We start from the raw sequence: 22,929 nt of genomic DNA, 5'->3' as shown, positions 1-22,929 counted from the left end.
AACAACCGTTTAGCGGTAGCCAGTTCAAATTCCCATTCCGGGCGGCGGCGTGCCCCTTGGCGTTGCTGACACGACTCGGGCTGACTGCATAGTTCGGAGTACAGCAACTCCGCCGGGTTTAAATGCTGCAATAGCGCGGCCAGATCGCTGCTATTGGCCACCTGATTAATTAAAAAACGGCCGGCACTGAGATCGAGCTGGGCCAGCCCATACTGACCGCGTTGCTCGTACAGGGCGCACAGTAAATTGTCCTGCCGCTCATTGAGCAGGGCGTCATCGGTAACAGTGCCGGGGGTGACAATACGCACCACTTTGCGCTCTACCGGGCCTTTACTGGTGGCCGGATCGCCAATTTGCTCGCAAATAGCCACCGATTCACCCAAGGCTACTAAGCGCGCCAGATAACCTTCTATCGCATGATAGGGCACGCCGGCCATAGGAATTGGCTCACCGGCACTCTGGCCACGTTTGGTCAGTGAAATATCTAACAGTGCCGCGGCTTTTTTTGCATCATCAAAAAACAGCTCATAAAAATCACCCATCCGATAAAACAGCAAAATGTCAGGGTGTTGACTTTTTAACCCCAGATATTGCTGCATCATCGGGGTGTGAGAATCCAGGTTCTTGATTGTATTCATACAGATGTTCTTATCCGCGACGGTTAGCGTTGATAAAGCAGGGGATTATAACAGAAGTCAGCCAAGGCGTGTCATCGTCAGACACAAGCAAGAATATTTAGAAAAGTTGTCATTGTCGTAGTTTGGCTACGATTATTTCAATAAATCTAAATTGACATATTTAGATAAGTTGCAATAATCGTAGTATGGATACGACTAATCTAAACAAATTAAATCTGCTCTATACACGTTTGCTGCCGGGAGCGCCTTTGGCATCGGAAGATCTGGCGGCGCTGGGTATTTCTGCTGATCTTGCCGTTCACTATGTACGGGCTGGCTGGCTAAAGCGCATAGCACGAGGGGTGTACTGCCGACCAAATGATACCTTAGCTCTTCATCCCAGTTTGTTACTCCTGCAACGCAAATTCCCGGGGCTGCATGTAGGAGGTAAATCTGCGCTTGATTGGTACGGCTTGCGTCAGTACCTTTCGCAGCAACCGTTGCTGCACTTGTATGGCTGGACTGCAGGCCAATTACCGGAGTGGTTTACTGAGCGTTTTACAGCTAACTACCGGCGCAAGCGTTTATTTGAAGAACAGCCAGAAGCCTTGATGCATGTTACGTCCTTTGAAAAACGCATTGGATCGCCACAGGTCTCTGCACCGGAACGGGCGCTGCTAGAGCTGTTAAGCGAAGTCGGTGTACGCCAGTCGTTGCAGGAAGCTCGTGATCTGGTTGATAGTACCTATAATTTGCGTGCCGATGTACTGCGCGAACTATTGCAACATTGCAAGAGTATTAAGACGGTGCGCCTATGTTTGCAGCTCGGACGGGAAAGTTCGCTGCCTTGGGCGAAAAAGCTCGATCCCGCTACCTTACCAACAGGTAGTGATCAAAATTGGGTGTCCCGCTCAGCCGATGGCATTCTGGTACTTAAGTCATGAATTCTGTCTATCTTGATACTGCCCGCTTGTTAACGCAGATTGCGCCTCTGGTTTTCGTGGATGATACCTTCGCATTAAAGGGCGGTACTGCGATCAATCTTTTTATACGTGATATGCCTCGTTTATCGGTCGATCTTGATCTGGTTTTTCGTGATCATACATTGCCGCGGGAACAGGCACTGGTTGGCATTAACGACGCAATTTTACAAGCGAGCGAACGGCTCAAAAAGCGTGGCTTTGAGGTACATGTACCGCCAGCCGCCGCTGGTGAAACTAAACTATTGGTACGTCGTGACCGAATTGAAGTTAAGATCGAGGCTAATTTTGTGTTACGAGGCACGGTTCAGTCGGTGCGGCAGGCATCCTTGATGCCTGTAGCCCGTGATGTACTGATGGCTGACCTGGAGATACCGGTGGTTTCCTTGGCAGATGTATACGGAGGCAAGTTAGTTGCTGCGCTGGATCGCCAGCATCCTCGTGACTTGTTTGACGTGATGCAGCTTTTCGAAAATGAAGGCATTACACCAGATATTCGGCGAGCTTTTGTCGTCTATCTGGCTTGCCACAATCGTCCGGTGCATGAAGTATTGTTTCCACAGTTAAAGAACATTAGCCATGATTACCAACATAACTTCGTGGGCATGACGAAAGATGCCGTATCGCTTGAGACATTGCTTATAACCCGTGAACGGATGATTAAGGTACTTCAGGCTGGGTTGGACGACAACGAGCGGCAGTTTCTACTATCGCTGGTGGCCGGTAAACCCGAATGGGCGTTGCTGGGTATTGCTCACCTTGAACATCTGCCTGGCATTCGCTGGAAACTGCACAACCTGACACAGTTAAAAAAGAGCAATGCGAAGAAATTTGCCAAGCAGGTAGATGTACTGACAATGTTACTTTATGGCGTTAGCTAAGCATTTATAAAATTGTCGTCACCGCAGCAGTGTGCGCGCTTAAGGCTTGCTCCGGTTTCTGGTCTGACGGCATAATACGAAAAATCATCCTGTGTTGGATAAGCTATGACAATGGTAACAGACACCTGGCAACTGGCGACTGAACTTGGTCAGCTATTATTACGGAAAAAATGGTCTGTCACCACTGCAGAATCTTGTACCGGTGGTGGCATTGCCTATCATTTAACCGCTATTGCCGGCAGTTCAGCCTATCTGGACCGCAGCGTGGTGACCTACAGCAATAAAGCCAAGCAGCAGTTGCTGGGCGTTCGCAGTGCCACCTTATTACAGTTTGGCGCGGTCAGCGAAGAAACCGTGCTGGAAATGGCCAGCGGCGCGGCCACTCATGCCAAAGCTGAGCTGGCCATTGCAGTGTCCGGTGTTGCCGGCCCGGGGGGCGGCAGTGCGGCGAAACCGGTTGGTACTGTGTGTTTTGGCTTTGCGGTAAAGGGGGTGCTGAGCAGTAACCGCTTGCATTTTGAGGGCGATCGCCAGCAGGTGCGTCAGCAGTCAATCGATTATGCACTGCGGCAAAGTATCTTATTATTGACAGCCTATACAAACTAGACTACTGTACGAGCATACAGTGTATTTATTCGCAGCATTTTCCGGAGTTTCAAATGGACGACAATAAGCAAAAAGCCCTCAGCGCCGCCCTGACTCAAATTGAGCGCCAGTTTGGTAAAGGTTCTATTATGCGCTTAGGCGATAGCACGGCGCTGGATATTGCCGCAGTATCAACCGGTTCACTGGGCCTGGATATCGCGCTTGGCATAGGCGGCTTGCCTTATGGTCGTATTGTTGAAATTTACGGCCCTGAATCATCAGGTAAAACCACGCTAACCTTGCAAGTGATTGCCGAAGCACAAAAAGCCGGTAAAACCTGTGCTTTTATTGATGCCGAGCATGCTCTTGACCCGGTATATGCCAAAAAACTCGGCGTTAAGGTCGATGAATTACTGGTATCACAGCCGGATACCGGTGAGCAGGCGCTGGAAATTTGTGACATGCTGGTGCGCTCTGCGGCGGTAGATGTGGTGGTTGTCGACTCGGTCGCCGCACTGACCCCTAAAGCCGAAATTGAAGGCGACATGGGTGACAGCCACATGGGTTTACAGGCACGCTTAATGTCGCAGGCACTGCGTAAGCTGACCGCTAATATCAAACGTTCTAATACGCTGTGTATCTTTATCAACCAGATCCGCATGAAAATAGGCGTAATGTTCGGTAACCCGGAAACGACTACTGGTGGTAATGCCCTGAAATTCTATGCGTCAGTACGCTTAGATATCCGGCGCATTGGCTCGGTAAAAGAGGGTGATGAAATCACCGGTAACGAAACCCGCGTAAAAGTGGTTAAAAACAAGGTGGCACCGCCCTTTAAACAAGCAGAATTTATTATTCAGTATGGTGCCGGTATTAATAAGCAAGGCGAACTGGTCGATTTAGGTGTAGCGCAAGGTCTGGTAGATAAAGCCGGTGCCTGGTATGCCTATCAGGGCAATAAGATTGGCCAGGGTAAAGCCAATGCCATTAAATTTTTACTGGATAACCCGGCTGTCGCTGATGAAATTGAAAAAGAATTGCGCAGCCGTTTGCTATTGAAACCAGGTGAGTCGATGGTAACCGATGCCGCAGATGAAGTGGCTGAATTACAGGACTAATACTCTTGTACTAGTCCTGTGCATTAGTACAAACAGATAACACTTTTTTTTAATCAACCCAGCTTGTTAGCTGGGTTGATTATTTTTAGGATAGCCAATATTAGCTATATGAATTTAAACAGAAAAAAATCAACATTCCTAACCACGGCTATTCAATAACCGGATGAAGCGATGTGAACCAACTTTGCGGCAATTTTTTTAGCTTGCCCTGTTTTAGCGGTAACGGTAAGCTAAAATGATATTACCTTTCGTTCACACCCGCATCGGATAAGTTGTTGCAGTAGCAGGTACTTAATAACATGTATAGATTGAAGTTACTGGCCATAACCTTATTGAGTATTGCATTACTGGCTTGTAAAGCAGATATCAGCGTGCAATCTGAGGTGCCGGATCCGGTTGCCCAAGAGTACCCGTTATTTTTTGTCGCCAGACCTTTACTGAATGCCGATGAGACACCCTTTCAACAAGATTGGTTTGAGCCTGCAGCTTTTCAGCCAGGCGCCCGCCTGATACTCAAACAAAATGCCTTTGCGGATTCGCCAGAGCGCGATTTACTCTCGTCATTGTTTAGTGCTGAGCAAGCCTATGATGTAAAAGATTTAGCCCTGTCGCCCGATGGTTTGACCCTGCTGTTTGCGCTAAGACCACAGGCCGACCCGGCGTTGTCTGAGCTGGAGCAGCCTAGCTGGAGCCTGTGGCGTTATCAGTTGGACACCGCTGAATTATCGCCATTAATTGCTGATCCGCAACTGGCTGAGCAAGGGCAGGATATTGCGCCAGCTTTTTTAGCCGACGGCCGAATTGTGTTTAGCTCGACCCGGCAGCAACAAAGCCGGCAAATTCTGTTAGATGAATTTAAACCCCAATACACTGCACTGGATGAAGACTTATCCGGCCCCACCTTTAACTTGCATCTGATGAATGCTGATGGTACTGATATTGAGCAGCTGACCTTTAATCTTAGTCATGATCTTTATCCGGTAGTCTTGCCAGATGGTCACATTTTATATAGCCGTTGGGATAACCAGAGCGATCGCTCTATGCTTAACTGGTACCAGCTAAGACCTGACGGCAGTGAGCATCAGCTGGTCTATGGCTGGCATTCACACCTTACTGGCACCAATAACAGCCGGGTCGAGTTTGCCAAGGCTGTGGTGCTGGAAGATGGTGGTCTTTCAATCGCTCTGGCGCAAAACAATGCCCGCTATTATCAGAGCTGGCCGCAACGTATTGAGCTGGCGCTGGCCAGTGATAATAATCAGCCGTTATTTGAAGAAGTGCTAAATGTGCCGGCGCAACAGTCATTGTTCAGCCGTGACTACAATAATAGTGACGAATTAAACCGCGCTGGTTATCTGCATCAGTATCAACCGTTGCAAGATAATAGCGGCCGTTTTTTGATCAGTTGGTCACCTTGTCGTGTTCAGTCCGCGCAGGGGCCTATCAGCTGTGCCCAGCTTACTGATTTAACAGAGGCAGAAGCGGCCCCGCCTTTATATGGTTTATGGCTGTTAGATCCGGTTGCCGATACGCAGGTGCCGGTAAGGTTAGCCGAAGAGGGCTGGTTACTGACAGAGCCAAGAGTAGCGCAACCCTTCCCGCGCCCGGCATTTTTAGCTGTGAGCGACCAATTGGATCTTGAGTTAGCCGAAGCACAGCAAGCTGTGCTGCATATACGCAGTGTTTATGATATATCGGGGACTGATCCACTGGGTATTGCCCGTTTAGCCGACCCCACGCAAAGTCAGCGGGCGGACAGACCGGTGCATTATCTGCGCTTACTTCGAGGTGTGCCGATACCGCCTGAAGAAGTGCTGGATGTACCCAACTTTGCTTTTGGCATAAACCGCAGGCAGTTGATGCGTGAAGTGGTTGGCTATACCGCGGTGCAACCTGACGGTTCCGTCATGGTAAGAGTGCCTGCCAATGTACCGCTGGCGCTGAGCTTACTCAATGCACAAGGTGTCGCGGTATCGCCGCAACATCAGCAGTGGATTACCTTGCGACCCGGTGAAACCGTGACTTGCCATGGCTGCCATACGGCAGCCAATACCCGGCCACATGGTCGCTTAGCGGGTGAATGGCCCAGTATCAACCCGGGCCCGGCACAGGATGCGACGTCCTATCCGAATGCCAACCCCGCTTTACCGCCGCTGGCAGGCGAAACCATGGCCCAGACTCTAGCGCGTTTAGTTGGCATGCCGGCACTGAGTGAAGCATTAGAAATTGTCGATTGGTGGACCAACCCGGCTCAGGCTGAGCCAGAAGCGCCCCTTACCCTTAGCTACCAGCAATTAGAAACAGCCTTACCTGCGGGGGCTGAATGCTATAACGAATGGCAAGCCAGCTGCAGGTTGCGCATTGATTATCCGACACATATACAGCCGCTATGGGAGTTAGCCCGGGTAGTGATAGATGAGGTGACTAATGAGGTGCTGGCCGATCGCACCTGTATTGCTTGTCATAGCCGCACCGATGCGGCCAGTAATGCACAAGTACCGGCGGGCCAGCTTGAATTGACCAGTCAGCCATCCGATCTGCAAGCGCAGCAGATAACCAGTTTTCGCGAATTACTGAGCAATGACAATGAGCAGGAACTGATTGGTGGCGTACTGGTAGATCGGCTGGTGCAGGCATTGGACGCCAATGGCCAACCGGTATTTTTACGTGATAGCAATGGTGATTTAATTGTTGATGAAGATGGCCAACCCATACCTGTGATGGTGACAGTTACCGTACCTGCCAGTATGCGGGTGGGCAGTGCCAATAACAGTCAGCGTTTTTTCCGGCAATTTTCTGCGACAGGCAGCCATCAGGGCTATCTGAGTGCCGCTGAATTGCGTGTTATTGCTGCCTGGCTGGATTTAGGTGCTCAGTATTATAACTCTCCTTTTGCAGTGCCCATGCCATGATACGTATTGGTAAGGCAATATTGTTGAGTGTGTTGGTGGCTTGGTCTGGTGCACTACTGGCTATTGAACTGACCGTAGATCGTGATTTTGTGCAGTTGCATGCCGGCCCGGGGCGCGGTTACCCGATTGAGCAGATAGCGTTAAAAGGTGAAACCCTGCAGCTGCTGAAGCAGCGCACCCAATGGGTAAAAGTAGCATACCGGCAACAGCATTATTGGTTACATCAGGCCGATTTAGCTTATTTGCTGTATGCAGATAGCCAGCAACCTTTTATAGATAAGGCAGACAGCCCGGCGCGCAGTTACCTGCTGAGTGCTGGCTTTGGCGACTTTGCTGGAACCAGTTACTACCAGTTGGGCGTGGGTTATGCCTTTACACCTTATATTCAGGCTGAGCTACTGGGCGGGCAGGCTAGCGGCGTTAATGCCAGTTATCAATTGGCTCTGTTGCAATTGTCGCTACAGCCCTGGCCAGAATGGATGCTTTCGCCTTATCTGGCGCTGGGCGGTGGTGTGCTGATTACGTCACCACGCACCGTGTTGGTAAAAACACCTGATAGAGAAACGGCGATGGCGTCAGTGGAGTTAGGGCTGCGTTATCAGTTGAACCCGCAATACAGTTTGCAATTAAGTGGCCGGCGCGGCGTACTGACCACCAAGTTATCACAAAATGAAGAGACCACTACATGGCTACTCGTGTTCAAAGTACATTTTTAATACTGTTGGCGCTGTGTAGCGGCGCCCTCGCTGCCCAATCAGTAACGGAGCAGCTTGAGCCGCAAATTAAGCAATCCCGGCTTGAGCCCGCCAAACTGGATACTGAAAATTGGAGCATAGCTTTAAAGGGCGGTGTGCTGTCGATTGAAGATTTTGGCAGCAGTGGTTTAGTGGGGCTGCAATTAGCCTATCACCTGACGGAAGATTTTTATCTGGCTGCCAGTGCAGCACAGGCGGAAGCCGGACTTACCTCTTTTGAGCGGCTCAGTGGCTCAGCGCCTTTGTTAACAGATGAGCAGCGGGAATGGCGTTTTTATGGTGCTGAACTGGGCTATGTGCTATTGCCGGGCCGGGGTTTTGCCTTTGGCAATACGGCCTTTTATAGCAGTTTGTCGGTGTTTGCTGGTGGCGGGACTGTCAGTTTTGCCGGTGATGATGTGTTCGCCCTTAAACTGGGTTCACAGTGGCGCATCTATGTGACGGATTGGTTGGCTCTGGATATGGTGTTTACAGATTATATGTTTGATACCACCATACTGGCCGAGCGCAAACGCACTCATAACCTGAGCCTGGCTTTGGGTTTGGCCGTGTATTTTTAGTTTTAAGGAGTAACAGCAATGAAGTGGTTATTAACTGCAGTACTGACTGGCTGGCTGTTGTCGGCAACCTGGGTAACCCAAGCCGCTGTGGCGCCGGATTTTACGCTGAAATCGTTAGAGGGCTCTAATTTACGACTGGCTGAGCAACGTGGCGACATTATAGTGTTGAATTTTTGGGCCAGCTGGTGTGGACCTTGTCTACAGGAAATGCCGGCATTGGATGCCTTAGCCGCTAAATATGCCCCCTTAGGTGTACAGGTATGGGGCGTGAATGTGGAGTCTGACAACACAGCTGCTCAGGCTTATTTACAACGAACCAAGGTCGATTTCCCTATTTTGTTTGATGATCAGAATGAGGTGTCAAAGGCCTATCAGGTACAGGCCATGCCGACCACTGTCATTATTGATAAAGACGGCCAGATTCGGGCACTGCATCGCGGATATAAACCAGGCTATGAGCATAAATATGAAGAAGATATCAAACGCTTATTACGTGAGTAAAGGTCGCTGCCATCGCCTGTTGTTGCTGGTGCCAGCTTTGTTGCTTTCTGCCTGCGCCACGGTAGAGCCTTGGGTTAAGCCTTATGAGCGTGAAAATCTGGCTGATCCCATCATGGCTTTCGGCCGGCATCCGATAGCACTGGCACATAGCTCAAAGGTTCGTGATACCCGGGAAGCGGCTAAAGGTGCCGATGGCAGCGGAGGCGGTGGTTGTGGCTGTAATTAGAGTCATTCTAACACTGTGCTTCTGTGTGTTGAGCCTCAGTGTACAAAGTGCCGTGTTACCTGATAACCGGGCAGATCTAATGTATCACTCTTATCAGGGGGGTGGTGTATCCATTGACGGCCCGGCCTTAATGTTGCGCAGTAATATTGGCCAGCAGGTGTCGGTGTCTGGGTTTTATTTAGTTGATACCGTATCGGGCGCCTCTATTGATGTGCTGGCGACAGCATCTGCTTACACTGAGACCCGGGTAGAAACCCGGGTGGGCATAGATTATCTGGCCGGAGACAGTATTGTTTCTGTTAATTATGTACAAAGCGATGAAAGCGATTACAACGGAAAATCACTGGCACTGGATTTTTCGCACGATACCTTTGGCGGTATGACCACGCTATCGCTGGGTACGGCGATTGGCCGGGATAAGGTAAGCCGCACTGGTGATGACAGTTTTAGCGATGATATCAGACGCAACAAATACAGTATTGGCCTGACACAGGTGCTGACCACCTCCTGGATGGCGGCGCTAAATACCGAAGTGAGTCTGGAGCAGGGGTTTTTAAATAATCCGTACCGGCAAATTCGTTACCGGGATCCGCTGTCAGAACTGGGGTATAGCTATCAGTCAGAAGTGTACCCCCGTACCCGCAACAGTTTAGCCGTCGCTCTTGTTAACAAGTGGTTTTTGCCTTACCGGGCGGCATTGTCCTGGCAACTGCGGCATTATCAGGACAGCTGGGATATCAAGGCCTTTGATACTGAATTGGAATACATTCACCCCTTTGCTGAGCGTTGGTTATTTGATGCTCATGTTCGCTGGTATCAGCAGGGGCAGGCCGAGTTTTATCAGGATTTATTCGGTTTTGCCAACCAGCAAAACTTTATGGCGCGAAACAAAGAGTTGAGCGAGTTTTCCAACCTGACACTAGGGGTGGGTGTCAGTTATCAATTGCCTGCATTGGCGTGGCTGGGCGCAGCCAAGCCACAATTGAACCTGCAGTTGAACCATGTTCGTTATGATTATCAGAATTTTCGGAATGTGACATTAAGCGGTTTTGAGGCGGGTGAAGAACCCCTGTATCAGATGCAAGCCAATGTCATCAGGGCCTTTATGAGTCTTTATTTTTAACAGGTTAAGCCAATGAAAAAACTTTTATTATTGTGGTTTGTATTGAGCACCGCAGCCTGGGCTGAACCCTCGTTACAACAACAGTTGGAGCAAATGCGTCAGCAGGCTACGCAGCTAAATCGCGAATTGTTTATCCTGGAAGAAGAGTTACTGTTTCCGGCGCAAACTCAGTTAGCGGTCTATTTGTCGGTAGATAGCGGTCAGTTTTTTCAACTGGATAGCGTGCAACTGCTGTTAAATGATAAGCCAATCAGTAGCCATTTATATACAGAGGCACAGCGCAGTGCGCTGGAACGTGGAGCCATACAACCGCTGCATAAAGACAATATCCGTGCGGGAGAACATCGTTTGACTGCAGTATTCGTTGGTATAGGTCCTGAACAACAGCCATATCGGCGCGCCTTGACCGTACCTTTTAACAAAGGCCAGCAACGGGTGCAGTTGGAGTTGAAAATTCGTGATAGCAGCGGTCGGTTTGAACCTGAGTTTGTAGCAGAGTTATGGCCAGTCAACTAAGCACGCCGCCCATTATGCGCCTGATGCTGCCATTGATGCTGTTGCTGTTGGCGGCAAGGCCACTGCTGGCCAGTGCTGACACCCGTTCCGCTTTGCCTCAGGCATTGCAGGCAGAAAAGCATTACCGTGAGGCGGCCTGGCATGTGTTTTTGGATGACCCTGCCAATGCCTTACTAACGCTTCAGTTGGCACAGGCGTCAAAGGTCGAAGCAGATTTGCTGCAAGCAGCGTTGTTGTTGCAGCTGCACATGCCTCAGGCGGCTATGGCCAGGTTGCAACAGTTACTGCAGCAAGATCAGCCAGCGGATGCGCTGTCCCAGCAGCTACGAAATATTATTTTGCTGCAATTTGCCCGTTATCAGTTGGACCAGGGTCAACGGCAAGCTGCCGCCGACTATTTAAGCCAGTTACAGCCACCTTATGCCGATTTTGCCGGTCAATATTATTTGTTACGCCAGTTGCTGTTATGGCCTGATGGTGCCTTGACGCGCGCTGAGTTGAATGCGGTAGAGCAGCTGGATGAAACACCTTATTTGCTGAGTAATCAGGCCTTAATGTCGCTGCAGCTTGGCCAGTATGGGTTGGCGCAACAACAGTTACAGCAGCTGAATTCAACTTTAGTGGTGCCTGGGCAGCGCGGATTTTGGCGGCAATTATTTGCTGGTCAGGCCGAGGCTCAGGTGAGCGATCCGGCCGAGCGGCTGGCATTGCAGGATTACCAACAGTTACTGCAGGCACAACTGTATATTGCTCAGCAACGCTATGCCGATGCACAAAGGGTACTCAGTCAATTTGCCAGTAGTAGCGTGTTAGCCCAGCCTGCTATGCAGCTGTATGCCCAAGTGTTACAACACAATCGCCAATTACCAGCGTTACAGGCGGTGCTGCAGGCACAAATTCAGCAATACCCTTGGCACAGCGGCAGCTGGCAAGCGGCTTATCAGTTGGGTGAGCAATTTGTATTAAGCCAGCAATATCGTCTGGCATTGGCTGCACATCGCTCTGCTGAGCAGTTTTATCAGCAAAGAGCGCAATTTTTAACTACTGAATTGAGCCTGACCCCCGCCATGATTTTGCAGACGCACCCTGCCAATAGCTGGCTGGCGCAACAATTACAGTTACCCGAACTGGCACTGCTGCAGCAACAACTGGTACAACATCAGGCGTTGCAACAATCTCAGCAGCTACGACAGCAAAGGGTTGACTATTTGCAACAGGTGCTAAGCCATAAACTTGCACAACAACAGCAATTGTTGGCCAGTGAGTTGCCTGCTTTGCAACAAAAGATGACTGCTATGCAAGAGCAACATCAGCAACTGCAAGCGCTGATGCGCCAAGCAGACAACGAGGGTATGCAGCAAGTCTTCTGGCAAGGTGAGCGCGCGTCACGCTTAGCCCGCCTGCAGCGGGCACAGGCACGTTTGCCGGTGTTGCAGCAGGGTGAGCACCCACAGGTTGAGCAATATCAGCAGCGTTTACGTTTGCTGGAAGGGATACTCAGTTGGCAGTTTGAGCAAGACAGAGCTGAGCGACGCTGGCAATGGCAAAAAGCGGAACAGCAACTGGCAGCTACATTAGCTGAGGGTAAAGCCAAGCTGGCGCAACTGAGCAGTTTGTCCGGACAAACAGCCGCTTTACAGCGACAACAACAAGCGCTTGAGCAACTGAGTGAGCAACAAGGGCGACAGTTACAGCTGTTAAGCGCCACTGAGCAGCAGTTGATGCAGCAGCTGGCAAACCGTTTGCAGACGTTGCAACAACAGCAAATGGCGTTACTCAAGTTATGGCAACAGCAAAATACTGCGGCTATTGCCCGGTTATTAGAGCAAGTGTTGCTGGACGGGGAGGGCGCGCCATGAGCAAGCTTACATCGTCCCGCGTCAGCGCTGTTCGTGGTAGAGCGTTGCAGCAAAGCCTGCTTTGTGGTGCTGTGATGGTGGCACTGCTGCAAGGCTGCAGCAGTGCGCCTGAACCACAAGTACTGCGCCCGGTGTTATCTGAATTGCCCGCTTTTAATGAAGCAGCATTGACCGCAAAGGCTGAATCGGGGGTAACCGAGCAGCAACTGGAGCAAGTTTATCAGCAGTTGCTAAGCCTTGCACCGGCGCCTGCGGTTCGGCAAAAAGTGTTATACCGGCTATCACAATTGCGCACTAGTCAGCTGGAGCGGCAGGAGCTGCCGCTGGAGCAAGAGCGTGCAGCCCTTCTGCAGTTAATCACTGACTATCAGCACTTGTTACAAAGCTACCCGGAAGATCCAAACAACGAACTTATTCATTATCAATTGGCACGCAGTTACGATTTACTGGGACAAAGTCAGGCCAGTCAGCAGCAATTATTACAGCTACTGGCGGCATATCCCTATAGCGATTTTGCCGCCGAGAGCTGGTTCAGAGTGGCCGATATTTATTATGCCGCAGGTGATTATGACGCCGCGCTGGATGCTTTTGAGCAAGTAATGGCTAAAGGTGAGGGGCCGCTTAAGCAGCATGCTCATTATATGGCGGGCTGGAGCCAGTTTCAGCTGGGCCAATACCAGAGCGCTGATCAACAGTTTTTATTGGCGCTTGACCAGCAATACTTGTCACAAAGGTATCTTTTACAAGAGCGACACTCACAACAGTATGAGGCGCAGCCAGAGCAGACGGATAGTTTACAGCAGGAGCTGTTGCGGATCCTCAGTGTGTCACTGAGTATGCAGCAACAGGCTGAGAGTCTGACACAACTGCTCACAATGACGCCCTATATGGATGGCGATGCCAGTCAACGACCTTTGTCGCAGCAAGCGGCTTTGTATCAAGCGTTAGCAGATTTCTTATTTGACCGGCAGTTAGATCAGGCCGCGCTGCGCAGTTATGCCGGCTTCATCAGCGCTCATGCCGACAGTTTGCTGGCCTCGGAGTTTCAGTTAAAAATTATTCAGTACTACCTGTCAGCCGGTGATGCCGACGCAGCGTTGCAGGCGCAGCAGCAATATGTCAGCCTGTTTGGGCCTGATACGGCATTTTGGCATAGTGCCAATCTGCAGGAGTTGCTGCAGGTGGCGCCTTATTTGCGCCAATATCTGGATTATCTGGTACGCCAGCAATATCAGTTGGTAACAACGGCTCAAGCTGCGGCAGATAACAACATGCAGCAACAGTTACAGCAGTATCTGTTGGCACTGCTGCAAGTGCAGGCGGCCACGCCTGAGTTAACTTTGGCAGAGAATCAGCTCAGTCGCGATGATTTATGGTTTTTGCTGGCGGAAACAGAACAGCAATTGCAGTTAACCCTAGCGGCTTTTGAGCGTTATCAACAGCTGGCTTATCCAACGCAGCCGCTGCAAGCCAGCTTATTTAATGCCAGCCAGGCGGCATACCGGGCGCTACTGCTGGCCGGGCAACTGCATGCAGAGGGTATCTTCACTGCAGCCCAGTTGTGGCAGCACCAGCAGGACTTTATTGTTGGTCATAGTCAGCATCCGGCGGCGGTGCAGGTGGCATTACAGCAACTGCAACAACGGTACAATGAGCAAGACTACCAGCACAGCATTGTGCTGGCACAAGTATTAATTGATTGGCCAGAGCCGGCAGCATCAGCAGGCTTGCTGCCCGAGGTTCGTTTTATTCGCAGTCAGGCGCAGTTGGCGTTGCCTGATTACCCGGCAGCGGAGCAGAGTTTGCGTCAGTTACTGAGCGAGCAGCAGCCGGCAGAACGCTTGCGTTTATTGCAGCAGCAATTGGCCAGCAGTATTTACCAACAGGCACAGGCCGAAACTGACGAAGTGGCGCAGCTGGCGCAACTTGAGCGGTTACTGCAACTGCCGAAATCTGCGTTGCGTGTGCCCTTAGCACCGGAATTAGTTGAAGCGGCGCGTTATCAGCAATTACAGCTGCATTTACAACTTGAGAAATGGCCAGCTGCCACGGCGTTATTGCTGGATTACAAAGCCGCCTATCCTGCGGCCGCTGAGCGTTATCAATTAAATGATGTGTTATTGCAATTATACCAACAGCAGCAGCAATGGCCTGCAGCCGCCACCTTACTCATGGCCCGTGCAGCGGCACTGCCAGAGGGGGAGCAGCAACGCCTTGACTGGTGGCAAGCCATCGCATTCTGGCAACAGGCTGGCGATATGGAGCAAGAGCGCTTGCTGTTGCGCCAGTATGCGCATCGTTATCCACAACCGCATGCTGTAGCCCAGCAAAGTCGCTGGCGGCTGGCTGAGATATATCATTCGCAGCAAGATAGTTCGCGCCAGTTATTCTGGTTGCAACGCTTGGCGACGGCAGAGCAGCAACAGCCGCAAAACAGTGTTGAACAAAACAGTACTGAAGGGCAGGCTTTGGCAGCTGACGCCTTGCTTCAGCTGGGTTTGCATGAGGCTGGCTTATTCAGAGCTGTGCCACTGCGTCAGCCGCTGGCCAGCAGTTTACAGCGCAAGCAGCGACATATGACGGCGGCAGTGCGGCATTTTGAGCAAAGCATGGCGTTTAATCAGGCGGAGTTTTACAGCCGGGCCAGTTTTGAGTTGGCGCAGCTGTATCAGCAAATGGCCAGCGCCTTACTGCAGTCGGACCGGCCAGGGGGCTTATCTGCGCTGGCGTTAGAGCAATATGACATGTTACTGGAAGAGCAAGCCTATCCGTTTGAAGAGCTGGCCATTGAGCTTTACCAGAGCACGGCGGCGCTGAGTGCTCACGCGGTATATGACAGCTGGGTGCAACTGAGTTTAACCCGTCTGGCCGAGTTATATCCTGCTCGTTTTTTAAAGCAAGAACGCTATCTGGAGTGGGCTGATGTCAGTGAGTAAAGTAAGTCGCCTGCTGGTCTTTGCCTGCCTGTTAAGCTTAGCGGCTTGCGTGGCGCCACCTGCGCCTGAGTCAGGCAAAGAGGCCATTGTCCAGGGTGCGCCGTTAGACAAAGATGAACCGGCGATAGCGCAACAGCAGCTGGCTGAATCCGCTGTCGATAGCGCTGTGCCCTCGGTCACAACCGCTGCACCTTCGATGAAAACCGCTGCGCCCTTGGTGAAAACTGCTGCGCAGCTGCGTGATGAAGCCAGCCTGACAGAGCAACAGTTACAACAATTTAAGCAAGCCCGTGAGCTCTGGCAGCAAGGTCAGGGTGGCCAGGCCTTGGCACTATTACAAGGACTGCCGGCAATTGCGGCGGTGCGCTACAATCAGGTACTGATTTTGCAGCACACTGCGCAGCACGACCAAGCCGAGCCATTACTGCAGGACTTAGCACAGCAGCATTATCCGGCTGCATTAAACTTGTTGGGTATCCAGGCGCGGCAGCGTGGTGACTTTGCTGCGGCAGAACGCTGGTACCAACAAGCGCTGCAGCAACAGGAGGATTTTGCTGAGGCCCAACTTAACCTGGCGCTGTTGTATGAACTCTATTTATGGCAACCCACTTTGGCATTGAACCATTATCAGCGCTACCAGCAGCTTACTGCTGATCCACGGGCTGAGGGCTGGATCCGTATTTTGCAGCAACAACTGGAGGCAACAACACCATGAAAAACGCATCGGTCGAGCACTTATTGCCAGTCACCGCATGGCTGAGTGTTACCTTGTTAGCTGTTACGGCCTTTGCTGTTAACAGTCAGTCTAACGCGCAAGCGCTCAGTAGCCAGGTAGAGATTAGCAGTACTATCACCGGGACGGTGGAACAGGCCCGTACCTTGTATGTATTACCCTGGCAGGAGCCAGTGGCATTAATTCGTCTGCCTGGTGCAGACTTACCCAGTAGCGCAGTCGATTGGCAGCCACTGGATAGACAGCATTTTTTACGTTTTATCAGCACTAGCAGCCCAGCGTCATTGCCGCTGAGTGTTCCTAATACCAACAATACTGAGCAAGAGGATTAGTCGATGGAGTTTTTTAACAGCATCATCCGTTTTTTACAGCAGGGCGGTTATTTTATTTACCCCATCGCCTTTATTCTGGTGCTGGGCATCGTTATCACCATAGAGCGCTGGTGGAGCTTGCGCAGCGTCTATGCCTCTAACCAAAGGGCTTATCGTCAGGTACGTCAGGCTATTAGTCAGGCTGATACTCAGGGCATTATGCAGTTAGCCGCGCAAAATCAGGCGCCGATAATGACGATGCTGGCCAATGGCATTACCCGTATGGGGTCGTCGAAGCGGCGTGAAGACATGGAATATGCGATGGAAGAGGTGGTGCTGGAGTACAGCCTGCGTTTGCAAAAGCGCACACCTTTTTTAGCAACGCTAGCCAATGTCGCCACCTTGCTGGGTCTATTAGGTACCATTATTGGCCTTATCGCCGCATTTTCGGCGGTGGCTAATGCCGATCCGGCTGAGAAAGCCAGTTTATTATCATCGAGTATTTCGGTGGCGATGAATACCACCGCCTTTGGTTTAATAACGGCCATTCCGTTGGTGTTTGTGCACGCGCTGCTGCAAAGCAAAACCGCCAGTATTGTTGATACCATGGAAATGGCCGGCATTAAGCTGATGAATGCCATTGGTCACCATAATAGCCGTCAGGCAGCAGGTACCCGGGATGAACAGCAAGCGTAGCCGGATGCAGGCCGAGGCCGAGCTGGATATCACGTCTTTTATGAACCTGATGATCGTGCTGGTGCCGGTATTGCTGTTAAGCCTGGTGTTTGCGCAAATTCGGGTGTTACAGATCCAGCTACCGCCTGATCTTGCCGAGCAGATACTACAACAGCATGAAGAAGTGCAGCGACTTGAGTTGGAAATGCACGCTGATCGTATGCAGTTGAATTATCCGGCCGGCGAGCCATTGCGGCAGTTTGCGCATCTCGCTGATGGCCAGCCTGATTTTGTCAGCCTGGCAGCGTTTTTAAAGGATTTAAAGCTCACCTGGCAACAGCGCGATATGGATAAGCGTGACATCAGTATTCTGGCCGCTGAGCAAGTAGATTATCAGACGCTGATTACGGCGATGGATACAGTACGCTCTTTTAAAGCGGTGGTAGCAGCATCTTTGGTGGATGCTGAGTTGTTTCCGTTGATATCGCTTGGGCAATTACCGCCTGATGCTGCGGAGGTGCCATGAAGCAATCCATTCGGGCTAAACGGTTATTAAAGCAAAATCAGCGCCTGGGCCAGGGCAGCAAGCTAAACCTGGTGGCGTTGATGGATATTTTTACCATTCTGGTGTTTTTCCTGATGGTAAATCAGTCCGATGTGCAGATATTGCAAAGCAATAAAAACCTGAGTTTGCCAAAATCTATTGCAGAGCAATTGCCTACAGAGCAGGTCATGATGACCATTACCGCCGATGGCATAGTGTTACAGGGTAAACAGGTCTGGCAGGGTGACTGGCAGCAGTCACCTGAAGTATGGCAGGACAGTTTAGCTGCGGCCCTTAACACTGAACTGGCCTATTTGGCCAGCCAGGCTGGCCCCTTGACTGAGAAGCAGCAACTGACAGGGCGTTCACTAACTATTTTGGGTGATGCCGCTGTCCCTTATGCCTTGTTGCGGCGTTTGATCAGCGTCAGTGCTGCTAATGGTTATCGGGACTTGTCACTGGCAGTTGAGCACTATAGCTCGGCCATGGATAGCGGCAGTGGAGGTGCTGGATGACGGCGCTAAGCATGCCTTTAGCAAAGCAAGACCGGCACGACTTGCAAGATGAAGATCGGCTATTTTACCGCTTATTATTACCGGGTTTGCTGATATTGCTTTTATTGTCGGTCAGCATTCCCTTGTTGCATGTACCGCAATTAAGCCGGCCTCCGGTCGAGCGCATTTTACCGCAATTAGCGCAGGTCGCGATCGAACCCAGAGAGATTACACCGCCCGAGCCGGAACCGCAGCCAGAGGCGCCAGTACCAGAAGTGGTACCAGAGCCTGTGGCCGTGGAGCCTGAGGTAGCGGTAGCACCCAGTGTTACGGTAGAGCAAGCGCGGGCTCAGGCGCAACAGGCAGGTTTACTGGCGTTGCAGGATGAATTGACGGCGTTGCGTCAGCTGACCCAGCCGACCAGTGCGCAACCTCAACTGCAGCGGCGCACTGAGCGCCAGGCGAGTTCTGCCGAATCGCAATTGCTGACTAATCCGACGTTGGCGACCCGGGTAGCAGCGCAAACCAGTGATGCCTTGGGATCAGTGCAACGGGCTGAACTAGCCAGTGATGGCCAAACGCAGCTGGGGCAAGCCGAGATGGCTGATTTGGCTGCGGCAGGCACAGCAAACTCCCGCAGCACCAGCAGTAACGATGAGCAGCGCACGGGTGGGCGCTCTGAGGCGGCGATCCGTCAGGTGTTAGAGAGTAATAAAAGCAGCCTGTACAGCCTGTACAACAGGGCGCTGCGCAGTAACCCGTTATTACGGGGCAAGGTAGTGTTTGAATTGGTGATAAGGCCTGACGGTAGTCTGGCTGAGGTCACCATAGTGCAAAGTGACTTGCAGGATGAACGTTTGGAGCGGCAGTTACAGCTGCGCTTACAATCGGTCGATTTTGGTGCCGCTGACGTAGCCTTAACCCGCTCGCGCTGGACCATAGAATTTTTGCCGGGTTAGCCGGCACAGGAGTATGTATGAACCTAATAAGCAAGGGCCTGTTAGTGGTGTTGTTACTCTTTGGTTCGCTGCAAGCCGCAGAGCTGGAGCAAGCTAAACGCCTGCATGACCGGTTAGCCGGGGTGCCGGCCGACGCCGATACCTTACAGCAGATGGCCGATTTGATTGCGGCAGGCAATGCCACTGCTGCTGCCCAGTTGGCTATGGACCATCCGGATTTTTACCGCACCACCCTTAAAATATTTGCCAGTGCCTGGACTAACCGCGATTTAGATGTGTTTGAGCCGCTGAACGATTATACGGCAACGGTGATAGGGCTCATTCGCGATGATGTCGATTTCAGGCAGTTACTGCAAACCGATGTGCTCTATGTTGGCGCTGACAGTTTGGGCTTGCCGCCTTATGCGACCAACAACAACCTGCATTATCAGGCGTTGGAGCAGCAAGCGGTCGATTTAAGACAATACTTGCAGCCACGCTCGCAAGCAGAGTTGTCCGGGATACCCGCTGATGCCAGCGCCGGGGTGATGACCAGCCGGGCGGCAGCCAAAGCATTTTTTTACCTCGGCACTAACAGGGCCATGTTGCGATTTACGCTGATGAGCCAACTGTGCACGGATCTGGAGCCATTAAAAGACAATACCACGCCGGTGGATCGCATCCGTCAGGATGTCAGCCGCAGCCCGGGTGGCGATAGCCGGATTTTCCATAACCGTTGTCAGGGCTGCCATGCCGGTATGGATCCGCTGGCACAGGCTTTTGCCTACTATGAATATCAGTTTACTGATGAAGACGGCACTAATGGCCGGATTTTTTATCAGGCCAGCGGCACGGTAAACGACACTACCGGTAGCCGGGTGCAACCTAAAAACCTTGTTAATGCCGGTAATTTCCCTTATGGCTACCGCACTGAGAATGATCATTGGCAAAACTACTGGCGCCAGGGGGTGAACCAATCTTTAGGCTGGGATAACAGCTTGCCGGGAGAGGGCTATGGTGCCCGTAGCCTTGGCGAAGAGCTGGCGAATTCGCATGCCTTTGCCCAGTGTCAGGTAAAAAAAGTGTTTCAAAGTCAGTGCCTGCGTGAGCCACAAAGCTTGGCCGATGTCAGTCATATTCAGCAGCTGACCGAGCGATTTCAGCATTCTGGTTATCGGATGAAGGCGTTGTTTGCCGATACCGCCACTTATTGTATGGGAGACTGACGATGCGTATTAGTCATATTGTCGTATTGGCAGTCAGTCTGCTATTGCTGGGTTGTGGTGGCGCCGAGGTAGAACAAAACCCACCGCCGCCAGTGCAAAACAATTCGAATAATTACTTTGGGCCTGTGCCACTGACGGCGGACGTACAGCAGTTTAAACTCAGTGTCTGGGATAATCTGGTGGCCGATAATCGCTGTGGCAGTTGCCATCAGCAAAGCAACACCTCACCTTATTTTGTGCGCAGGGATGATATTAACCTGGCCTATGCCGCAGCACTGCCGTTAGTCGATTTAGCTGATCCGGCCCGCTCTGCGCTGGTGCAAAAAGTGGCCGGTGGCCATAATTGCTGGTTAAGCAGTAATAGTGCCTGTGCTGATACGCTGACCCAATGGGTGCGGCAATGGGCGCAAGCGGCTGAAGTGGAGGCGGCCAGTGTAACACTGGTGGCGCCTGTGCTGCGTGATCCGGGTGCCAGTAAAGCCTTGCCTGAATCTGCTGACTTATTTAGCCAGCAACTCTATCCGATAGTGCGGCAATACTGTGCCAGCTGCCATGCGGGCAATGCGCCGGTTGCACAGGCACCTTTTTTTGCTGATGCCAATATTGATTTGGCTTATCAGGCCAGTCGCAATCTGATTAATCTGGATCGGCCGGAGTTATCGCGGCTGGTCGCCAGATTGGGCGGCGAGTTCCACAACTGCTGGTCTGATTGTCAGGACAATGCGGCGCAAATGCTTAGTGCGGTAGAGGCCTTTGCTGCTGCAGTGCCTTTAACTGAGCTGGATCCGCAACTGGTGCCTTCAAAGGCGTTACGGTTAGGCGATGGTGTGATTGCCTCCAGTGGCGGACGTTTTGAAGCGAATCAGATTGCCTTTTATCAATTCAAAGAAGGCGAGGGCAATATTGCTTTTGATACCTCAGGCGTGGAGCCGGCAGCCAATTTGCAGTTTCAGGGCGATTTTGACTGGATCACCGGCTGGGGCATACAACTGCGCGAGGGTCGGGCTCAGGCCAGTACCCAAAGCAGCCGCAAATTACATCAACTGATCAGTGCCACCGGCGAATTCAGTATCGAGGCCTGGGTAGTGCCAGCTAATGTGACCCAAATGGGACCAGCCGCTATTGTCAGCTATGCCGGCAGTAATATTTCACGTAATTTTACCTTAGGCCAAAGCCAGTATAATTATGACTTTTTGCTGCGCAGCACTAATAGCAATTTTTCCGGTATTCCGGTATTGAGCACTGCCGATAACCTGCAGTTACTGCAGGCATCATTGCAGCATGTGGTGGTGACTCAGGATCCGGTAAATGGTCGGCGTATTTATGTTAATGGTGCTGACAGTGGCAGCCGTGACAATAGCCCCGCCGCTATCCATAACTGGGATAGCAGTTTTGCGCTGTTGCTGGGTAACGAAGCCAATGGTGACCGCCAGTGGCAGGGCTCAGTGCGCATGTTGGCCATTCATAACAGAGCAATGACAGCAGAGCAGATTGTGGCTAACTTTGACGTGGGCGTAGGGCAAAAATTTTATTTGCCCTTTGCTATTGGCCAGTTAATTGGCTTACCAGAAACCTATCTGGTGTTTGAAGTGGCGCAGTTTGACAATTATTCCTACCTGTTTAATCAGCCTTATCTGATTAATCTGCAAGGGGCCGCTTTACCTGCCGATCTGAGTATTACAGGCATGGCACTGGGTATGAATGGTCGTGAAGCCAGTAGTGGTCAGGCCTGGATTAATCAGCAATTTTCAGTGGCAGCTGGCACCGACTTAGAGCAGGCCGTAAGGTTATCTGAGCTGGGTACCATTATTGCTGCCGAAACCGGGCCAGCCAGTGATGAGTTTTTCTTATCCTTTGCTGAAATTGGCAGCTTTGTTAATCAGCGGCTTAGCCCCAGTTATCCGCTGTTAAGCCCGCAAGCCAGCCAGCGGGAATTTGCCGATATTGGCTTGCGTAGTTTTGGGCAAATTCATGCCAGCATGAGCCAGCTGACCGGGGTGCCGCAACAACAAGCGGCGGTGGCAGCTACTTATACTCAAATCCGTCGGCAACTGCCTGCCATGAGTGATATCGAAACCTTTATCTCGGCGCAGCAAATGGCCATTACCCAACTGGGTATCGCCTATTGTAATGCGGCGTTAAACGACAGCGCGTTACGACAAAACTGGTTTGGTGCCACCGACTTTTCGGCCAGCCCGTCAGTGGTGTACGCCGAGCCAAACCGCACTGTGTTTATCCAGCAATTACTGGGGCGGTTAATGCCGTTGGCACCGGCCAGTTCTGCTCCTGTGACAGAGGTGACGGCTGAGTTGGATGCTTTATTAACCCGACTGGGGCAATGTGCCGGCAGCTGTAATGCCGAGCGGAGTTTAACGATGGCGAAAGCCGCCTGTACCGCGGTACTGGCCAGCGCTGAAGTGCTGATCCAGTAAGGAGTAT

At 51.5% G+C, this 22,929-nt stretch carries 21 protein-coding genes and 1 pseudogene; 21 read left to right on the top strand and 1 reads right to left on the bottom strand.

The features are described 5' to 3' along the window. Positions 1-638, bottom strand: a pseudogene (locus tag V7D78_RS06025) (DNA mismatch repair protein MutS); the annotation flags it as partial. 185 nt (positions 639-823) lie between these two features. Here V7D78_RS06025 and V7D78_RS06020 point away from each other — a divergent pair. The 21 genes from V7D78_RS06020 (at position 824) to V7D78_RS05920 (ending at position 22,922) form a co-directional block, all read left to right on the top strand. Further along, positions 824-1,561: a type IV toxin-antitoxin system AbiEi family antitoxin domain-containing protein gene (locus tag V7D78_RS06020; RefSeq protein ID WP_333607533.1), complete on the top strand. Its 738-nt coding sequence runs from the start codon at positions 824-826 to the stop codon at positions 1,559-1,561. After that, positions 1,558-2,478, top strand: coding sequence for a nucleotidyl transferase AbiEii/AbiGii toxin family protein (locus tag V7D78_RS06015; RefSeq protein ID WP_333607532.1), 921 nt, complete (start codon positions 1,558-1,560; stop codon positions 2,476-2,478). Before V7D78_RS06020 ends, V7D78_RS06015 begins: the two co-directional genes overlap by 4 nt. Positions 2,479-2,583: 105 nt before the next feature. Then, positions 2,584-3,084, top strand: a complete 501-nt coding sequence (locus tag V7D78_RS06010) for a CinA family protein (protein ID WP_333607531.1) — start codon at positions 2,584-2,586, stop codon at positions 3,082-3,084. Between the two features lie 53 nt (positions 3,085-3,137). Next, the gene (recA, locus tag V7D78_RS06005) at positions 3,138-4,181 is read left to right on the top strand and encodes a recombinase RecA (RefSeq protein ID WP_333607530.1); all 1,044 of its coding nucleotides are present in this window, start codon (positions 3,138-3,140) and stop codon (positions 4,179-4,181) included. Positions 4,182-4,480: 299 nt separating this feature from the next. Beyond that, positions 4,481-7,093, top strand: coding sequence for a hypothetical protein (locus V7D78_RS06000; protein WP_333607529.1), 2,613 nt, complete (start codon positions 4,481-4,483; stop codon positions 7,091-7,093). Positions 7,094-7,116: 23 nt separating this feature from the next. Next, positions 7,117-7,809 carry a hypothetical protein gene (locus V7D78_RS05995; RefSeq protein WP_333607528.1) on the top strand — a complete coding sequence of 231 codons (693 nt, stop codon included), beginning with the start codon at positions 7,117-7,119 and terminating at the stop codon, positions 7,807-7,809. After that, positions 7,779-8,408 carry an outer membrane beta-barrel domain-containing protein gene (locus V7D78_RS05990; RefSeq protein ID WP_333607527.1) on the top strand — a complete coding sequence of 210 codons (630 nt, stop codon included), beginning with the start codon at positions 7,779-7,781 and terminating at the stop codon, positions 8,406-8,408. The genes V7D78_RS05995 and V7D78_RS05990 overlap by 31 nt, the downstream gene beginning before the upstream one ends. Before the next feature lie 18 nt (positions 8,409-8,426). Then, positions 8,427-8,909 carry a TlpA disulfide reductase family protein gene (locus V7D78_RS05985; RefSeq protein WP_333607526.1) on the top strand — a complete coding sequence of 161 codons (483 nt, stop codon included), beginning with the start codon at positions 8,427-8,429 and terminating at the stop codon, positions 8,907-8,909. Beyond that, positions 8,875-9,135: a DUF4266 domain-containing protein gene (locus V7D78_RS05980; RefSeq protein WP_333607525.1), complete on the top strand. Its 261-nt coding sequence runs from the start codon at positions 8,875-8,877 to the stop codon at positions 9,133-9,135. The genes V7D78_RS05985 and V7D78_RS05980 overlap by 35 nt, the downstream gene beginning before the upstream one ends. Continuing rightward, positions 9,122-10,258, top strand: coding sequence for a DUF3570 domain-containing protein (locus V7D78_RS05975; protein ID WP_333607524.1), 1,137 nt, complete (start codon positions 9,122-9,124; stop codon positions 10,256-10,258). Before V7D78_RS05980 ends, V7D78_RS05975 begins: the two co-directional genes overlap by 14 nt. A 12-nt stretch (positions 10,259-10,270) precedes the next feature. Continuing rightward, complete coding sequence (locus V7D78_RS05970; protein WP_333607523.1) at positions 10,271-10,774, top strand: AraC family transcriptional regulator; 504 nt, start codon at positions 10,271-10,273, stop codon at positions 10,772-10,774. Then, a complete protein-coding gene (locus V7D78_RS05965) occupies positions 10,759-12,633 on the top strand; it encodes a hypothetical protein (protein ID WP_333607522.1) in 1,875 nt (624 codons plus the stop codon). Before V7D78_RS05970 ends, V7D78_RS05965 begins: the two co-directional genes overlap by 16 nt. Continuing rightward, positions 12,630-15,569, top strand: coding sequence for a tetratricopeptide repeat protein (locus V7D78_RS05960; RefSeq protein WP_333607521.1), 2,940 nt, complete (start codon positions 12,630-12,632; stop codon positions 15,567-15,569). The genes V7D78_RS05965 and V7D78_RS05960 overlap by 4 nt, the downstream gene beginning before the upstream one ends. Continuing rightward, positions 15,556-16,284 carry a hypothetical protein gene (locus V7D78_RS05955; RefSeq protein WP_333607520.1) on the top strand — a complete coding sequence of 243 codons (729 nt, stop codon included), beginning with the start codon at positions 15,556-15,558 and terminating at the stop codon, positions 16,282-16,284. Before V7D78_RS05960 ends, V7D78_RS05955 begins: the two co-directional genes overlap by 14 nt. After that, a complete protein-coding gene (locus V7D78_RS05950; protein WP_333607519.1) occupies positions 16,281-16,634 on the top strand; it encodes a hypothetical protein in 354 nt (117 codons plus the stop codon). The genes V7D78_RS05955 and V7D78_RS05950 overlap by 4 nt, the downstream gene beginning before the upstream one ends. Before the next feature lie 3 nt (positions 16,635-16,637). After that, positions 16,638-17,309 (top strand): MotA/TolQ/ExbB proton channel family protein, encoded by a 672-nt coding sequence (locus V7D78_RS05945; RefSeq protein ID WP_333607518.1) that lies wholly within the window; start codon positions 16,638-16,640, stop codon positions 17,307-17,309. Then, entirely contained in the window at positions 17,293-17,814 is a 522-nt protein-coding gene (locus V7D78_RS05940) for a biopolymer transporter ExbD (RefSeq protein WP_333607517.1), read from the top strand. The genes V7D78_RS05945 and V7D78_RS05940 overlap by 17 nt, the downstream gene beginning before the upstream one ends. After that, the gene (locus V7D78_RS05935; RefSeq protein WP_333607516.1) at positions 17,811-18,347 is read left to right on the top strand and encodes an ExbD/TolR family protein; all 537 of its coding nucleotides are present in this window, start codon (positions 17,811-17,813) and stop codon (positions 18,345-18,347) included. The genes V7D78_RS05940 and V7D78_RS05935 overlap by 4 nt, the downstream gene beginning before the upstream one ends. Before the next feature lie 11 nt (positions 18,348-18,358). After that, positions 18,359-19,285, top strand: coding sequence for an AgmX/PglI C-terminal domain-containing protein (locus tag V7D78_RS05930; protein WP_333607515.1), 927 nt, complete (start codon positions 18,359-18,361; stop codon positions 19,283-19,285). A gap of 17 nt (positions 19,286-19,302) precedes the next feature. After that, positions 19,303-20,490, top strand: a complete 1,188-nt coding sequence (locus V7D78_RS05925) for a hypothetical protein (RefSeq protein ID WP_333607514.1) — start codon at positions 19,303-19,305, stop codon at positions 20,488-20,490. A 2-nt stretch (positions 20,491-20,492) separates the two neighbouring features. Further along, positions 20,493-22,922 (top strand): LamG domain-containing protein, encoded by a 2,430-nt coding sequence (locus V7D78_RS05920; protein ID WP_333607513.1) that lies wholly within the window; start codon positions 20,493-20,495, stop codon positions 22,920-22,922. The last annotated feature ends 7 nt before the right edge of the window (positions 22,923-22,929 follow it).

Source organism: Arsukibacterium sp., from assembly GCF_036735525.1.
Taxonomy (GTDB): Bacteria; Pseudomonadota; Gammaproteobacteria; order Enterobacterales; family Alteromonadaceae; genus Alishewanella.
The sequence above is the reverse complement of the archived record's forward strand: the minus strand, read 5'-3'. Positions and strand labels throughout refer to the sequence as shown.

What these genes read in the sequence shown, in the direction of transcription:
- V7D78_RS05930 (WP_333607515.1), top strand. Translation starts at nt 18,359, where the DNA reads ATGCCTTTAGCAAAGCAAGACCGGCACGACTTGCAAGATGAAGATCGG.
- V7D78_RS06000 (WP_333607529.1), top strand. Translation starts at nt 4,481, where the DNA reads ATGTATAGATTGAAGTTACTGGCCATAACCTTATTGAGTATTGCATTA.
- V7D78_RS05960 (WP_333607521.1), top strand. Translation starts at nt 12,630, where the DNA reads ATGAGCAAGCTTACATCGTCCCGCGTCAGCGCTGTTCGTGGTAGAGCG.
- V7D78_RS05950 (WP_333607519.1), top strand. Translation starts at nt 16,281, where the DNA reads ATGAAAAACGCATCGGTCGAGCACTTATTGCCAGTCACCGCATGGCTG.
- V7D78_RS05945 (WP_333607518.1), top strand. Translation starts at nt 16,638, where the DNA reads ATGGAGTTTTTTAACAGCATCATCCGTTTTTTACAGCAGGGCGGTTAT.
- V7D78_RS05925 (WP_333607514.1), top strand. Translation starts at nt 19,303, where the DNA reads ATGAACCTAATAAGCAAGGGCCTGTTAGTGGTGTTGTTACTCTTTGGT.
- V7D78_RS05980 (WP_333607525.1), top strand. Translation starts at nt 8,875, where the DNA reads ATGAAGAAGATATCAAACGCTTATTACGTGAGTAAAGGTCGCTGCCAT.
- V7D78_RS05990 (WP_333607527.1), top strand. Translation starts at nt 7,779, where the DNA reads ATGGCTACTCGTGTTCAAAGTACATTTTTAATACTGTTGGCGCTGTGT.
- V7D78_RS06015 (WP_333607532.1), top strand. Translation starts at nt 1,558, where the DNA reads ATGAATTCTGTCTATCTTGATACTGCCCGCTTGTTAACGCAGATTGCG.
- V7D78_RS05920 (WP_333607513.1), top strand. Translation starts at nt 20,493, where the DNA reads ATGCGTATTAGTCATATTGTCGTATTGGCAGTCAGTCTGCTATTGCTG.
- V7D78_RS05955 (WP_333607520.1), top strand. Translation starts at nt 15,556, where the DNA reads ATGTCAGTGAGTAAAGTAAGTCGCCTGCTGGTCTTTGCCTGCCTGTTA.
- V7D78_RS05935 (WP_333607516.1), top strand. Translation starts at nt 17,811, where the DNA reads ATGAAGCAATCCATTCGGGCTAAACGGTTATTAAAGCAAAATCAGCGC.
- V7D78_RS05940 (WP_333607517.1), top strand. Translation starts at nt 17,293, where the DNA reads ATGAACAGCAAGCGTAGCCGGATGCAGGCCGAGGCCGAGCTGGATATC.
- recA (WP_333607530.1), top strand. Translation starts at nt 3,138, where the DNA reads ATGGACGACAATAAGCAAAAAGCCCTCAGCGCCGCCCTGACTCAAATT.
- V7D78_RS05985 (WP_333607526.1), top strand. Translation starts at nt 8,427, where the DNA reads ATGAAGTGGTTATTAACTGCAGTACTGACTGGCTGGCTGTTGTCGGCA.
- V7D78_RS05970 (WP_333607523.1), top strand. Translation starts at nt 10,271, where the DNA reads ATGAAAAAACTTTTATTATTGTGGTTTGTATTGAGCACCGCAGCCTGG.
- V7D78_RS06020 (WP_333607533.1), top strand. Translation starts at nt 824, where the DNA reads ATGGATACGACTAATCTAAACAAATTAAATCTGCTCTATACACGTTTG.
- V7D78_RS05965 (WP_333607522.1), top strand. Translation starts at nt 10,759, where the DNA reads ATGGCCAGTCAACTAAGCACGCCGCCCATTATGCGCCTGATGCTGCCA.
- V7D78_RS06010 (WP_333607531.1), top strand. Translation starts at nt 2,584, where the DNA reads ATGACAATGGTAACAGACACCTGGCAACTGGCGACTGAACTTGGTCAG.